This is a genomic window from Corynebacterium sp. LK2537, from assembly GCF_040946485.1.
In the GTDB taxonomy this organism is placed as follows: Bacteria; Actinomycetota; Actinomycetes; order Mycobacteriales; family Mycobacteriaceae; genus Corynebacterium.
Genome location: NZ_JAYWLQ010000002.1, coordinates 89292 through 103428, shown reverse-complemented (window position 1 = coordinate 103428; position 14137 = coordinate 89292). Strand labels below are relative to the sequence as shown.

Below are 14137 nucleotides of genomic sequence, written 5' to 3'. Positions count from 1 at the left end.
GTACCGAAGTGGGGGCGGAGGAAGTGGTCTTAGAAGACCTGGATGATGTTGTAGACGATGGTGGCTACGGCCACGATGCCGATGACGGTGATGAAGTAGTTGCCGAAGTTTCCGCGGAACTTCTTCAGGGCGTCAATCTTGTGGATGGCGTACTGCGGCATCAGGAAGAGCAGGATGGCAATCGTCGGGCCACACAGGGTTTCAATCATGCCCAGGATGGACGGGTTAGCCCAAGCAACCAGCCAAGCGGAGACCAGCATGAAGATGAGGGTGCCGGTTTCCAGAGCCTTGTTGCGCTCCAGGCGGCCGCCGGAGGACTTCACGACGATGCCTTCGAAGCCTTCGGCCGCACCGAGGTAGTGACCCAGGAAGGACTTGGCGACGGCGATGATGGCGACAATCGGGGCGACCCAAGCGATAATCGGGTCATCGAAGTGGTTAGCCAGGTAGGACAGGATGGTGATGTTCTGTTCCTTGGCCTCTGCGACGTTCTCCGGGGACAGGGACAGCGCGCAGCTGAAGACGAAGAACATAACCACGCCGACCATGAGGGCCTCAGCGGCGGCCAGGACCTGGCCGGTCTTCTTATCGGCAGCTGCACCGTACTCCTGGCGCTTTGCCTTGGCGAAGGAGGAGATAATCGGCGAGTGGTTGAAGGAGAAGACCATGACCGGGACCAGCAGCAGCAGGGTAACGCCCAGGCCGTGGCCGGAGACGCGGGAAATCTCGCTCATGTCGAAGGTGCTGAACAGGGCGCCCGACCAGTTCGGGATGAGGTACAGGGACAGCAGGACCAGGATGGCGATGAACGGGAAGACCAGGACGGACATGGCCTTAACCACGAAGTCGTTGCCCATGCGGACAATCAGGATGAGGCCGCCGACCAGGATGGCCGACAGGAGCCAGCGTGACGGAGGCTCAATGCCCAGCTGGTGCTGCATGAAGCTGGAGACCGTGTTGACGATGGTGACCGAGTAGACCAGCAGAATCGGGTACACCGACAGGAAGTACAGGATGGTCATGGCCATGCCGGCCTTCGGGCCGAAGTGCTCCTCGACCACCTGGGTCAGGTCAGCGTCCGGGTTGGAGCTAGAAAGCATGAAGCGGGTCAGCGCGCGGTGGGCCATGAAGGTCATCGGGAACGCAACCAGCGTCATGATGATGAGCGGGATGATGCCGCCCTGGCCGGCGTTGATCGGGAGGAAGAGGACGCCGGCACCAATTGCGGTACCGAACAGGCTCAGCATCCAGACCGTGTCGGTCTTGTGCCAACCGCGAGGATCGACGGTGGGCTTTTCGTCGGCAAGAAGGGTGGCCGTGTTCTTTGCGTTGACGGCCTGCGAATCGCCAGAGCCGGATTCTGAACCGGCGGCGTTCTGCGGGTTGATGATTGTGGACATTGTTGTCTCTCCCAGTAGTGCGATATGTGAGCCACTTTCAGGACTCGGGTGGGACTGCCATCTGGAACCCTTGTGACGGCTGCCACTCGATTTCCCTTTCGTGTTAGTTGTAACTTTATCCCTCCCCCGAGGGTTGTGCAAATAAATTTGCTGCAAAACCCAAGAAAATGACTGCAATGTGACCAAACACTCAGAAATACGGCGTACCCAGCAGGTTTATCGCCCTATAGCGATACGGTAGTACCGTTTAACTGCGTGCAAAACCGCCCTTTTTGCACGAATGACAAAGATTTTTTCAGCCCTTTAGCGGAAATTGCAGAGTAATTTTTATCAGCTTCAGGCCTTTTATCACGACCGCGAGCGCGCGATTACTTGCGGCGCTGCCCCCACCAGCGGTTTCCGGCGCGCCGCACGAACTGCGCCATGTGTTCCGCGGTGTAGTTCACGGGCGCGCGACCCGGGCGGGCCAGCACCCACCCGCGCCAGTAGGCCAGCACCGCCAGGCCCGTGCCCACCAGCGGCGCCACCAACATGCCGAGCGCCTGGAATCCGGAGATGGAAAAGCCCACCATGACCACCCCCGTAATAATGGCGGGCACGGCATAGAGCGGGCTGCCGCCGAAGATGCCTGGAATCTGCCCCGAAGCGATGTCACGAATCATTCCCCCACCCACGGCGGTCAGCACGCCCATGAACACGCAGGCAATCAGCGGCATCCCGTGGGAGAGCGCCTTGACGCACCCAGTCGTGGACCACACGCCCAAGATGATGGCGTCGCCGTGGACCTTGAAGATCTCCCAGACTTTGCCCTTGAGATCGGTCAAGAACGCCACCAGCGCGCCCACGCAGGCCAGCCCCAGGTAGGCCGGGTCGGACACAGCGGCGGCCGCGCCCGCCCCGATGAGCATGTCGCGCATCATGCCGCCGGCCAAGGCCGAAAACAGCGCGAGGAAGATGAAGCCCACGATGTCGAATTCCCGCTTGCGGGCAATCGTCCCGCCGATGATGCCGTTGAGGACCACCCCGATCAGATCAAAGACTTGATAGAGGGTGGAGATGAGCGGATCGACGTCGTGCATGCTTTCCACAATAGGCAACCGCGCGGAGCCCAACCCCGCCCGGATGCCCTTTGCCTGCTGTGCTGGCTACTTGGCGTCCAGATTGGACTGGTGCCCGCCGGGGTTGCCGCGCGGCGCCGGCTCGTTCGCACCAGCCGCGGGCTGGGCCTGATTGGTCGGCGCGTAGGGGCTGCGGGAGGCATCGATAGAGCCGTGCTGGGCGTGGTTGGACGAGTGCCCGGCGTGCTCATCGAAGGTCATCGCCGCCGGATTCACGCGCACGTCGGGCTCGTCGCCGGGCTCGACCACGACGAACTGCCCCATCATGCCCTCGTCCTCGTGCAGGAGCATGTGGCAGTGGAACATATAAGGGATGGTCGGGTCTGGGTAATAGCCAAATTCCACCAGAAGGGTCGCCGTCGCCTTCGGCGGAAGGTCGATGGTGTCCTTCCATCCCTGGGTCGGAACCTCAATCCCCTGCCCGTTGAAGTCCAGGATCTTGAAGCGGGAGTTGTGGATGTGGAAGTTGTGCGGCCAGTCCGCGTTTTCGTTTTCCACGTGCCAGATTTCCGGCTTGTCGTGTTCAATGACCTCGTCCACGCGGGCCATGTCCATAGACTCGCCATTAATAAGGAAGGTATTGAGCACGAACGTGCGCTCCTTCAGCCCGTCCGAATCGGGCGTCTTGTCCGCGGCCGGGTCGAGCTTTGCCGGCAGCGCCGGGGCTTCCGGCGCGTCATCCTGGGGGCCGCGCAGGGTCAGCAGGTCGAAGGAGTCCTGGAAGCCGAAGTCCACGGTGTACTCGCCGTTTTCGGGGATGCCGAAACGGTCCTCGCGCGGGTGGGAGACAAGCTTGATTTCCTCGCCCGGGGCCAGGTCCACTAGGGCCTCGACGCGCTCACCGGGGCCGAGCAGAATGTCGTCGGCCTCCACCGGCGCGCCCAACAGTCCGGAGTCCGTGGCGATGACCTGGAAGGGAGCGTCGTTGTCCAGGCTGAGCGTGTAGAAACGCATGGTCGCGCCGTTTAAGAAACGCAGCCGCACCCGGCGCGTGGTGGCCTGGAAAAAGCAGTTGGTCTGGCCGTTTACCACCGGAGTGGTACCCATCAGGCCTAGTGTGTCATCGATCCGGTTGTCCAACTGGTCGTCGTCAGTGAATTTGAGATCGCAGATGACGACCGGGATATCGTCCACCCCGTAGTCGTGCGGGATTTCCAGCGATTCGGAGACCTCGTCGTCCAGGATGAACATGCCAGCCAGCCCGCGGTAGGCCTGCACGGCGGTCTGCCCGTGCGGGTGCGGGTGGTACCACACCGTGGCGGCAGGCTGCGCCACCGTCCAGGACGGCTCCCAGCTCTCCCCCGGTTCGATGGGCGAGTGCGGGCCGCCGTCGGCATACGCCGGCAGCTTCATCCCGTGCCAGTGGACGGTGGTCATCTCCGGCAGGTTGTTATCTACGCGGACCTTGACCTCCTCGCCCTTCTTGGCGCGCAGCGTCGGGCCCAGGTAATCGCCGTTGAACCCCCAGGTCCGCGTGCGCGGCTGGCCGGGCAGGATCTCGGCATGGCCGGCCTGGGCCTGCAGGTTGAACGTGCGGGTTGTACCCTCCAGCGAGCCTTCATAGAGCGGCGGGATGGCCAGCTCGCGCAGGTCGCCGTCGTAGCCGCGCGGTGCGGGCTGCTGGCTGGACTGGCTATCAGAGCACGCCGCCAGCGCGGGGGCCGCCGCAGCGCCCAGGGCGGCGACGAGCGTGCCGCGGAAAAACATTCGCCGGTTGAACGGGCGGTGCACATGGGCACGAGCGGGCATAAACAATCACCTTTGCCTTCACAACACCGTGAACAATTGATACTCCCTCCAGCCTAGGCCACCGGCCTCGCCACCTGTCCCGTGTTGGCGCCGCCGCGCACAATCTCACACCGGACGAGCTTGTTCCGCCGAGCTGAAGTTCTCGCTTCGCGGGCCGCAGCGAGGCCGTCCTTACTACCCAAAATTTTCGCCGTCCAATAGGCTCAGCACCATGCAAAACAAGAATAGGGAATCCCACAACGCGCGGCGTTTCGTCTGGGCAAACGGTCTGCAAAACCTCGGCGACCAGGTGGTCTCCGCCAAGACGGTGCTGCCGTGGGCGTTCCAGGCCGCGGGCGTTCCCCATTTCTTCACCGCCTTGCTGGTGCCCTTCCGCGAGTCCGGTTCGATGCTGCCGCAGGCAGCGCTGACCCCCTGGGTGACCACGCACAACAGCCGCAAGAAGCTGTGGATGATCGGATCGGTCGGCCAGGCCGTTTCCGCTTTCCTCATCGGGCTGGTCATCATCGTCGCCCGCGGCTGGTTGCTGGGCGCCGGGGTGTTGCTGGCGCTCGCGGCGCTGTCCGTCTTTCGGGCCCTGTGCTCCATCGCGGGCAAGGACGTCCAGGGCCGCACGATTTCTAAGGGCACCCGCGGCGAGGTCACCGGCCGGGCTACCGCCGTCGGCGGCGGCGCCACCCTCATCGTTGGCATCTTCCTCGTGTTCACCGGGCACCTGCCGCAGTGGGCGCTGGGCCTGTTGGTGGTCGCCGGCTCGCTGACCTGGGCGGTGGCCACCCTGGTATTCCGCGGCATCGAGGAGCCGGTCACGGAGGAGACCCAGCAGCCGCCGGCCCAGTCCTGGTGGCGCGACACCTGGAATCTGTATACCGAAGACAGCCGCTTTCGGCAGTTCGTCAACGTCCGCTCCCTGCTGTTGGTCTCCGCACTCTCGACCACGTTTATCGTCACCCTGGCCCAGCGCAACGGCGATACGCTGCTCGGGGGCCTGGGCTCGTTCCTGTTGGCCTCCGGCGTGGCCTCGCTCATCGGCGGGCGGGTCTCCGGGGTCTTCTCCGACAAGTCGTCCCGCAACGTGATGGCCGGCGGCGCCGCGGTGGCCTCCGTGGTCCTGGTTCTTATCGTGGCTGCGGATGCCACCCTGCCCGCTGCAGTCAACCAGTGGCTGCTGCCCGCCGGCTTCTTCGTGGTCACCCTGGCCCACACCGCCATCCGCGTGGCCCGCAAGACCTACGTGGTGGACATGGCCGAGGGCGATCAGCGCACCCAGTACGTGGGCGCGGCCAACACGATGATGGGCGTCATGCTGCTCATTGTCGGCGGCATCTCCGCACTTATCGCCCTGGCCGGGCCCTCGGTTGCGCTGCTCTTTTTGGCCATCGTCGGCGCCATCGGCGTGTGGCGGGCCCGCCAGCTGGAAGACGTCTCGGCGTAGGACTTTGTGTGTACAACGCCGCGGATCGCTCCAACGTGTCTGCTCAAAAGAACGCGGCTGGGCGCGCTCCGCTATATGATGTTTAGCGAAAAACTTATTGCACTTTCGCCGATTAAGATTTTGGAGAGTTCCCCACGTGGCAAGTCCGCAACCCGTAGCCGTCATCGTTCTCGCCGCCGGCGCTGGCACCCGCATGAAGTCTGCAACGCAAAAGACTTTGCACAGCATCGGCGGCCGCACCCTTCTGGGCCATAGCCTGCACGCCGCCGCCGGCCTGGAGCCCGAGCACCTCGTGGCCGTCGTCGGCCACCAGCGTGACCAGGTCTCCCCCGCCGTCGATAGCCTCGCTGAGGAGCTCGGCCGGGAGATCCTGCAGGCGGTCCAGGAAGAACAAAACGGTACCGGCCACGCCGTGCAGTGCGGCCTGGAACCGCTACCGGACTTCGAGGGCACCGTCATCGTCACCAACGCCGACGTCCCGCTGCTGCGCGCCGAGACCATCGACGGGTTGCGCGCCGCACACCAGGAGGCCGGCAACGCGGTCACCGTGCTGTCGATGGAGCTGGACGATCCCACCGGCTACGGCCGCATCGAGCGCGCCGAGGATGGCTCCGTGCAGGCCATCGTCGAGCACAAGGACGCCAGCGACGCGCAGCGCGCTATCCGCGAGGTCAACTCCGGCGTCTTCGCCTTCGACGCCGCCACGCTGCGCTCCGCCCTGACCCGCCTGGACACCAACAACGCCCAGGGCGAGCTCTACATCACCGACGTGTTGGAGATCGCCCGCGAGGACGGCCAGTCAGTCGGCGCCTTCCGCGCCCCGGATCCGGCGGAGCTTGCCGGCGTCAACGACCGGATCCAGCTGGCCGCCGCCGGCCGCGAGCTCAACCGCCGCCTGGTGGAAGCGGCCATGCGCGGTGGCGCCACCGTGGTGGATCCGGAGACCACCTGGATTGGTGTAGGCGTGACCATCGGCCAAGACGTGACCATCCACCCCGGCACCCAGCTGTGGGGTACTACCTCCATCGGCGACAACGCCGTGGTCGGCCCCGATACCACCCTGACCGACATGCAGGTAGGAGCCGGCGCCAGCGTCATCCGCGCCCACGGCGAGGGTTCGGTCATCGGCACCGAGGCCACCGTCGGGCCGTTCACCTACATCCGCCCCGGCGTCATCCTCGGCGAAAAGGGCAAGCTGGGCGGCTTCGTCGAGGCCAAGAAGGCCCACATCGGGCCGGGCTCCAAGGTGCCGCACCTGACCTATATCGGGGACGCGACCGTCGGCCGCGAATCCAACATCGGTGCCTCCTCCGTCTTCGTCAATTACGACGGCGTCAACAAGCACCACACCACCGTGGGCGACTACGTCCGCACCGGCTCGGACACCATGTTTATTGCTCCGGTGACGGTCGGTGACGGCGTGTATTCCGGAGCGGGTACAGTAATCAAGGACGATGTTCCGGCAGGAGCACTCGTTGTCTCTGGTGGCAAGCAGCGCAACATCGAGGGCTGGGTGCAGAAGAAGCGGCCGGGTACCCCGGCGGCGGAGGCGGCAGCCCGTGCGCAAGACGAACCACATAACGGCGACCACAAATAAGAAGGGTTTTTAACTCGCTATGACTGGCAAAATCACTGGCAGCAGCAAAAACATGAAGCTGTTTTCCGGGCGCGCACACCCGGATCTGGCTGAGGCCGTAGCCAAGGAGCTCAAGACGGACCTAGTCCCCACCACCGCCCGCGACTTCGCGAACGGCGAAATCTTTATTCGCTTCGAGGAATCCGTGCGTGGTGCCGACTGCTTCGTCATGCAGTCCCACACCCAGCCGCTGAACAAGTGGCTGATGGAACAGCTCATCATGATCGATGCGCTCAAGCGCGGTTCCGCCAAGCGCATTACCGCTATCCTGCCGTTCTACCCTTACGCGCGACAGGACAAGAAGCACCGCGGCCGCGAGCCCATCTCCGCCCGCCTGGTCGCCGACCTCCTGCAGGCCGCCGGCGCAGACCGTATCGTCTCCGTCGACCTGCACACCGACCAGATCCAGGGCTTCTTCGACGGCCCGGTCGATCACATGCACGCCATGCCGATCCTGACCGACTACATCAAGAAGACCTACCCCACGGACAACATCACCGTGGTCTCCCCGGACGCCGGCCGCGTCAAGGTCGCCGAGAAGTGGGCCCACGAGCTGGGCGACGCCCCGCTGGCCTTCGTCCACAAGACCCGCTCCACCGAGGTGGCCAACCAGACCGTGTCCAACCGCGTCGTCGGTGACGTCGAGGGCCACGACTGCATCCTGCTGGATGACATGATTGATACCGGCGGCACCATCGCCGGCGCGGTCCGCGTCCTCAAGGAGGCCGGCGCCCGCAAGGTCATCATCGCCTGTACCCACGGTGTCTTCTCCGATCCGGCCCGTGAGCGCCTGTCGGAGTGCGGCGCGGAGGAGGTCATCACGACCGATACCCTGCCGCAGTCCACCGAGGGCTGGTCCAACCTGACGGTCCTGTCGATCGCGCCGCTGCTGGCCCGCACGATCCACGAGATCTTCGAAAACGGCTCGGTTACTACCCTGTTTGAGCCGCAAGACTAAGAAAAAATCACTACCCTGGGTGCCCTAGGCAACTCCCCCGTTGCGACCGTGAGCCGGAACGCCTAAACGCTCCGGTGGGTCGCAACGGTGAGGGAGCCACGACCACAAGGAAGGACACTCATGGGTAGGTTTTCTAATTTCGACGGATCCGTAGCCCTGGTCATCGGGGCCGGCTACGGAATCGGCGCCGCGGTGGCCGAGGAACTCAGCGAGTGGGGTGCTCGCCTCGTTGTCGCGGACGAAGACCCGCAGCTGCTCGGCCAGCTCGTCGAGAAGCTCCGCGCCGCCGGCGCGGAGGTCACCGGCCACGTCATGGACACCACCGTGGAGGCCGCCCACCGCGACGCCGTTGACTTGGCCGTCCAGACCTACGGCGCGCTGCACCTGGCGGTCAACTGCCCCGGCTACGGCGGCAGCGACGACCATACCGGCGAATTCGCCGTGAGCGAGTGGGATCAGCTCATCGACCGCAACCTCAACGCCGTGGCCTACGGCATGCGCTACCAGCTCGAGCAGTTCATGGACCAGGAACGTACCTCGACGTGCTCGATCGTCAACGTCGCCTCCGTGCACGGCGCCTTCGCCTCGGCGGGTAATTCCGCCTACACCGCCGCCAACCACGGCGTGGTGGGCCTGACTAAGAGCGCCGCCCTGGAATACGGCTCCAAGGCCATCCGCATTAACTGCGTGTGCCCGGCCTATGTGCGCGGCGCCCGCCTGGCCAAGGACATGGACGATGAGGCGCTGCACCTCGTCATCAATTCCCACCCGCTGGGCCGCCTGGGCCAGCCGGAAGAGGTGGCCCACTTGGTGCGTTTCCTGCTGTCCCCGGACGCGTCCTATATCACTGGCAGCGCCCACATGGTGGATGGCGGCTACACCGCTGGCTAGCATTTGCCCAGCACAGCCGCTAAAGTTCTACGTTGTTGTTGAAAGATTTCAACGTGAAAGGACTTTTTGTGAAAAAGGCTCTCATGCTGGGAATGGCGTACTTCAGTTGTACTGTCGGCGCCGGCTTCGCCTCCGGCCAAGAGATGTTGTAGTACTACGCCGCCTTCGGCTGGTGGGGTGTCATCGGCGCCATCATCGCGCTGGTGCTCATGCCCTTGGCGGCGATGATCGCCATGCAGTACGGGAGCTATTTCCAGGCGACCTCCCACGACCGCGTCTTTTCCAGCGTGTCCGGCAAGTTCCTGGCCCGCTTCGTGGACTATTCCATCACCTTCACGCAGTTTTGTATTTCCTTCGTCATGCTGGCCGGTGCGGGCGCCAACCTCAACCAGCAGTTCGGCCTGCCGCTCTGGGTGGGCTCGACGCTGATGGCCGTCGCCGTCATCATCTGCGGCATGATGAACGTCGAGAAGGTCACCAACACCCTGGGCTCTATCACCCCGTTCGTGGTTGCCCTGCTGGTGATTGCCGCGGTCTATTCCTTCATGAACGCCCCGGCGGATCTCGCCGCCGTGGGCCAGTTCGGCATCGATAACGTGGAGACCACCCTGCCGAACTGGTGGGTCTCGACCTTCAACTACGTCGGTATCGCCATGATGGGTGGCGTCTCCATGGGCATCATCATGGGCGGCGACACCACCGACGTGCGCACCGCCGGCCGCGGCGGCATCATCGGCGGCCTGCTCTTCGGCGTCCTGCTGGTCATGATGGTCGTTGCCATGATCTTCAACGTCACGGACGTCTACGAGGACGCCCTGCCGACGCTGAGCATCATCACCAACGTCAATAGCACCCTGGGCCTGTTCGCCTCGCTGGTCATCTACGTCATGATTTTCTCGACCGCGCTGGGCAACTTCTACAGCCTCTCCCGCCGTGTGTCCACGCACGCCCCGCAGCGTTTCCGCCTGACCCTCGTGGTCATCGTCATCGTCGGCTACGTGCTGTCCTTCCTGGACTTCGCCACCCTGGTCGGCGCGGTCTTCCCGATCATGGGCTACGTTGCCCTGGTGATGATCGCCGTGCTGATCTTCACCTGGCTGGCCCGCGGCCGCGGCATCATCACCGCCGAGTCCCGCCGCCGCGACAAGATCCGCTCCCTGGTGCTGCGCATGATCGACCCGAAGCAGAAGTTCAGCAACGCCCAGCGCACCGAGCTCTCCCACGAGATCTTCCACTCCAACCTGGCTTCCCAGCCGCTGCGCGAATCCGTCTCCCAGGAGGTCATCGCGGAGCTGGACGCGGACTCCAGCAACCCGTTCAGCGCCGAAGGCTACGAGGTGGATGAAGACTGGCTGGAGGGGCGCTACGAGCCCATCCAGCGCGGCCAGGTGCGCTACGTCAGCAAGACCGACCCGACCGGGTACGACGCCGACGGCAACCCCATCGCCGCGTCCGACAAGGCGGCTAACGATGCCGCGGCCGAAGCCCCCGTCACGGCGCGCCCGCAGAAGGCCTCCGAGCAGGACTCCTAGGAGTGACCAGCACTCCTAGGCGTATATGGTGTCTCGAGGCACCATGCTCCCCGGGGCACGGAAATTGCGTCGCCGGGGCCGCGCGTGCTAGATTTCTATCTGTCTCGGCGAGGGCTGACTAACCACGCGCGTGGTGTTGGCCGTTATCGACGCGATTGATAAAACTACATTCCAAGCTTCACTTATTTAAGCCTGCGATGTGACTCGACCAAGACGTCCATCGGCAGGCTTTAGTCGTATTTATACGCCAAGTCCTTGCCGTGTGTACTTTATTTCGACCTACATTCGACTCACAAGGAGAAACAATGGCTAACGAACGCCCTGTCATCAAGGCCGAAGCCCGTACCGAGTTCGGTAAGGGTGCTGCTCGCCGCCTGCGCCGCGAGTGGAAGATCCCCGGCGTGATCTACGGCTCCAACACCGAGCCGATCCACTTCGCCGCTGGCCTGCTGGAAATCCAGACCCTGCTGCGTTACCACGGCGTCAACGCCGTTCTCGAGCTGGAGATCGACGGCCAGCAGCACCTGACCATGGTTAAGCACGTCGACCAGAACGTGCTGACCCTGGACGTTGACCACATCGACCTGCTGTCCATTAAGCGCGGCGAGAAGGTCGAGGTCGAGGTTCCGGTCACCGTCGAGGGCGAGCCGGCTCCGGGCATGATGTACCTGCAGGACGCCGACGTCATCATGATCGAGGCCGACGTACTCAACATTCCGGAAGAGATCGTCGTTTCCATCGAGGGCGCCGAGGACGGCACCGTCGTCACCGCTGCCGACCTGACCATGCCGGAAGGCTCCACCCTGGTCGCCGACGACGACACCGTCATCGTCTCCATCTCCGAGCCGGAGGTTGACACCGAGCTCGAGGAGGCCGCCGAGGCTGCTGAGGAAGGCGGCGCCGACGCTGGTGCCGAGTCCGTCGACGAGGGCGAGTCCTCCTCCGAGGACGAGGAGTAATCACTCTCCCCTCGCTAGGGACTTACTGCGGGCCCTCCACGCCACGTGCGTGGGGCGGCCCGCCTTTCTTTATGCCTGTGCCACAATGGTGGGCATGAGTGACGCTCCCCTGCTAATCGTCGGCCTGGGCAACCCGGGTCCGAAATATACCGGCACCCGGCACAACATCGGCCACGAGGTCATCGCGGAGCTCGCCAGCCGGGCCACGCCGCAGGCCGCCAGCCTAAGCCTCAACCGGAAGACCAACGCGGAGATCGCCGAGCTCGCCCCGGGACGCCTGGGCGCCCGGCGTATCATCCTGGCCCAGCCCCGCACGTTCATGAACACCTCCGGCGGGGCGGTCAAGGCGCTGGCGAATTATTTCTCCGTTCAGCCGGCGGACATCGTTATTATTCACGACGAGCTGGAGCAGGACTTCGGCGCCGTACGGCTGCGCCTGGGCGGCGGGGACCACGGCCACAACGGTCTGCGTTCGGTCACGAAGTCCCTGGGTACGAAGGATTACCAGCGCCTGTCGGTGGGCATCGGCCGCCCGCCCGGGCGCATGGACCCGGCCAGCTTCGTACTGGCGCGGTTTTCCAAGAAGGAGGCTGCGGACGTGCCGATCATCGCAGCCGATGCCGTAGATGAGATGCTGCGCACGTTAACATAACCTTTTATGAGGCTAGCTACCCTGAGGACCCAGTACGGCACGACCACCGTCCGCGTGGACAGCGACTACACCGGCGTGGAGCTCGACCACGAGGACGTGGGCGCCCTCCTGCGCAGCGGCGACTGGCGCAAGGCTGCCCAGCTCTCCGGCGAGCCCATCGTCTTCGACCACGAGGATCTAGCCCCGGTCATCCCGCAGCCCGAGAAGATCATCTGCGTCGGCCTCAACTACGCCCGCCACATCCGGGAGATGGGCCGGCAGGCGCCGGACCAGCCCACGCTCTTCGTGAAATTCGCCGACGCCCTCACCGGGCCTTTCAGCGACGTGTCCATCCCCGGCTACGCGCAGAGCAAGCTCGACTACGAGGGCGAACTCGCCGCGGTCATCGGCACCCGCGCGCACCGCATCGATCGCAGCCGCGCGCTGTCGCACGTGGCCGGCTACGCCATCATGAACGACTACACCCTGCGCGATTTCCAACGCCAGACCACGCAGTTCCACGCCGGCAAGTCCTTCTACCGCAGCTCCGGCTTCGGGCCGTGGCTCACCACCGCGGATGAGTGGTCGCCGGGTTCCGGCGCCCGGCTGACCACCACGGTCAACGGTGAGACCCGCCAGGACGACAACACCGACGACCTGATTTTCCCGGTCGCCGAGCTCGTCTCCTTCTGCTCGCACCTCTACCCGCTCAACCCCGGCGACGTCATCGTCACCGGCACCCCGGAGGGCGTCGGCTTCGCCCGCGACCCGCAGCAGTTCTTGGGCCACGGCGACACCGTGCGCGTGGCGATTGAGGGCCTCGGCCACATCGAAAACACCACGGTCTTCGCCGATTAATATTCATCTTTGATGGGTTTTCCCCACGGCCTCCCGGCGGCTACGATTGAATTATGAGCAAGAAAGACACGAAGACCACCCAGCCGCCGAAGCTGAACAAGAAGGCCTACGAGGACGAGCTCAAGCGCCTGCAGGCCGAGCTGGTCGACATGCAGCAGTGGGTCGTCGAGACCGGCGCCCGCGTGGTCATCATCATGGAAGGCCGCGACGCCGCCGGCAAGGGCTCGGCGATCAAGCGGATCACCCAGTACCTCAACCCGCGCTCCTGCCGCGTGGAGGCACTTCCCGCCCCGACCTCCCGGGAGCGCGGCCAGTGGTACTTCCAGCGCTATATCGAGAAGCTGCCCACCGCGGGCGAGATCGTCATCTTCGACCGCTCCTGGTACAACCGCGCCGGCGTCGAGCGCGTCATGGGCTTTTGCACGGAACAGGAATACGTCCGCTTCCTGCACCAGGCCCCGATCTTCGAGCAGATGCTCGTCGAGGACGGCATTATGCTGCGCAAGTACTGGTTCTCCGTCTCCGACGAAGAGCAGATCGCCCGCTTCGAGTCCCGCCGCAACGATCCGCTGCGCCGTTGGAAGCTCTCGCCGATGGACCTGCAGTCCATCACCCGCTGGGAGGACTACTCGCGCGCCAAGGACGCGATGTTCATCCACACCGACACCCCCACCGCGCCGTGGTACACCGTCGAGTCGGAGGACAAGAAGCGCTCGCGCATCAACGTCATCTCGCACCTGCTCAGCTCCATCCCCTACCAGAAGATCGAGCGCGAGATGCCGGAAATCCCGCAGCGCCCGGCCTCCGACGGAGAGGAATACGAGCGCCCGGCCCGCGAGGAATTCAAGTACGTCCCCGACGTGGCCGCCAACCTCGTGCGCGGCAAGCAGGATAAGAAGAAAAAGAAGGACAAGAAGAACTAGTCCCTGCTCTTCGAGCTAAGCGGCGCCAGTCGCTTAGCCGAAATCCC

The 14137-nt window shown here is 64.3% G+C and carries 12 protein-coding genes; 9 read left to right on the top strand and 3 right to left on the bottom strand.

Annotated elements, in window-relative coordinates:
* Positions 1 to 29: 29 nt before the first annotated feature.
* From VVS03_RS03390 to VVS03_RS03380, 3 genes are all read right to left on the bottom strand, one after another.
* On the bottom strand, positions 30 to 1400 hold the full coding sequence (locus VVS03_RS03390) for an HAAAP family serine/threonine permease (RefSeq protein ID WP_368519533.1): 1371 nt from the start codon (positions 1398 to 1400) through the stop codon (positions 30 to 32).
* A 368-nt stretch (positions 1401 to 1768) separates the two neighbouring features.
* On the bottom strand, positions 1769 to 2479 hold the full coding sequence (locus VVS03_RS03385; RefSeq protein WP_368519532.1) for a trimeric intracellular cation channel family protein: 711 nt from the start codon (positions 2477 to 2479) through the stop codon (positions 1769 to 1771).
* A 66-nt stretch (positions 2480 to 2545) separates the two neighbouring features.
* On the bottom strand, positions 2546 to 4267 hold the full coding sequence (locus VVS03_RS03380; protein ID WP_368519531.1) for a multicopper oxidase family protein: 1722 nt from the start codon (positions 4265 to 4267) through the stop codon (positions 2546 to 2548).
* 211 nt (positions 4268 to 4478) lie between these two features.
* Between VVS03_RS03380 and VVS03_RS03375 the strand changes: the two genes are divergently transcribed.
* The 9 genes from VVS03_RS03375 (at position 4479) to ppk2 (ending at position 14090) form a co-directional block, all read left to right on the top strand.
* On the top strand, positions 4479 to 5702 hold the full coding sequence (locus VVS03_RS03375) for an MFS transporter (RefSeq protein ID WP_368519530.1): 1224 nt from the start codon (positions 4479 to 4481) through the stop codon (positions 5700 to 5702).
* Positions 5703 to 5838: 136 nt separating this feature from the next.
* Positions 5839 to 7299, top strand: coding sequence for a bifunctional UDP-N-acetylglucosamine diphosphorylase/glucosamine-1-phosphate N-acetyltransferase GlmU (gene glmU / locus VVS03_RS03370; protein ID WP_368519529.1), 1461 nt, complete (start codon positions 5839 to 5841; stop codon positions 7297 to 7299).
* A gap of 19 nt (positions 7300 to 7318) precedes the next feature.
* The gene (locus VVS03_RS03365) at positions 7319 to 8296 is read left to right on the top strand and encodes a ribose-phosphate diphosphokinase (RefSeq protein WP_368519528.1); all 978 of its coding nucleotides are present in this window, start codon (positions 7319 to 7321) and stop codon (positions 8294 to 8296) included.
* 120 nt (positions 8297 to 8416) lie between these two features.
* Positions 8417 to 9187 (top strand): SDR family NAD(P)-dependent oxidoreductase, encoded by a 771-nt coding sequence (locus tag VVS03_RS03360; protein WP_368519527.1) that lies wholly within the window; start codon positions 8417 to 8419, stop codon positions 9185 to 9187.
* Positions 9188 to 9390: 203 nt separating this feature from the next.
* A complete protein-coding gene (locus tag VVS03_RS03355; protein WP_368519526.1) occupies positions 9391 to 10719 on the top strand; it encodes a hypothetical protein in 1329 nt (442 codons plus the stop codon).
* A 305-nt stretch (positions 10720 to 11024) separates the two neighbouring features.
* A complete protein-coding gene (locus tag VVS03_RS03350) occupies positions 11025 to 11678 on the top strand; it encodes a 50S ribosomal protein L25/general stress protein Ctc (protein WP_368519525.1) in 654 nt (217 codons plus the stop codon).
* Positions 11679 to 11772: 94 nt separating this feature from the next.
* Entirely contained in the window at positions 11773 to 12330 is a 558-nt protein-coding gene (gene pth / locus VVS03_RS03345; RefSeq protein WP_368519524.1) for an aminoacyl-tRNA hydrolase, read from the top strand.
* A 6-nt stretch (positions 12331 to 12336) separates the two neighbouring features.
* The gene (locus VVS03_RS03340) at positions 12337 to 13167 is read left to right on the top strand and encodes a fumarylacetoacetate hydrolase family protein (protein WP_368519523.1); all 831 of its coding nucleotides are present in this window, start codon (positions 12337 to 12339) and stop codon (positions 13165 to 13167) included.
* 53 nt (positions 13168 to 13220) lie between these two features.
* Positions 13221 to 14090 carry a polyphosphate kinase 2 gene (gene ppk2 / locus VVS03_RS03335; protein WP_368519522.1) on the top strand — a complete coding sequence of 290 codons (870 nt, stop codon included), beginning with the start codon at positions 13221 to 13223 and terminating at the stop codon, positions 14088 to 14090.
* Positions 14091 to 14137: the final 47 nt, after the last annotated feature.